The organism is Bacteroides sp. AF32-8BH, from assembly GCF_003435205.1.
GTDB classification, from domain to species: Bacteria; Bacteroidota; Bacteroidia; order Bacteroidales; family Bacteroidaceae; genus Bacteroides; species Bacteroides ovatus.
In genome coordinates, this window is record NZ_QVLZ01000083.1 from 8,525 (window position 1) to 9,110 (window position 586).

A 586-nucleotide genomic window follows, 5' to 3' on the forward strand; every position below is an offset into this window, starting at 1 on the left:
TTCTAAAAAATCAGAGATATGAAAAAGATTGAAAATTCATTCGCAGTAACAGGTTTTATCGGTAAGGATGCAGAAATCCGTAGTTTTGAAACAGCAAGCGTAGCACGCTTTTCTATCGCGGTCAGCCGTGCAGACAAGACAGGTGAAGAAACCTCTTATGTTTCCGCTTTCATGGGGATTGAAGCCTGGAGAAAGAATGAAGCACTGGATTCCTTCGATGTATTGAAAAAAGGTGAGCTGATAACCGTTGAAGGCTACTTTAAGCCGGAAGAATGGACGGATTCTAAAAGTGGGGAGAAGCGTAACCGCATTGTGATGGTAGCCACCAAGTTTTATCCGGCTCCGGAAAAAGAAGAAGAAAAACCGGATCAGCCTAAACAGAAGGCTGTCTCTAAAAAGAAAAAAGCAAGCAAATGATTGAAGCGGCCTAGTGCCGCTTTTTTTTGCTACATATCCGAGAGTGTTTTTGCGTTCACGCAGTATTCTTCCCCACCCTCCCCTTCATCGGAATGACTGTTCTCATTCCCGGTTTGCCCGTAGTCATCCGCTATGCGGCTGATTATGGGCAAACCAGAAAAGAGAAGTT

General features: G+C 44.2%; 1 protein-coding gene. It reads left to right on the top strand.

Annotated features, from left to right (window positions below; genetic code table 11):
- Positions 1-18 precede the first annotated feature (18 nt).
- On the top strand, positions 19-417 hold the full coding sequence (locus DWZ47_RS29595) for a single-stranded DNA-binding protein (RefSeq protein ID WP_005868746.1): 399 nt from the start codon (positions 19-21) through the stop codon (positions 415-417).
- The last annotated feature ends 169 nt before the right edge of the window (positions 418-586 follow it).

Bases quoted from the DNA above. Each gene is read 5' to 3' on its own strand.
- DWZ47_RS29595 (WP_005868746.1), top strand. From the start codon at position 19: ATGAAAAAGATTGAAAATTCATTCGCAGTAACAGGTTTTATCGGTAAG.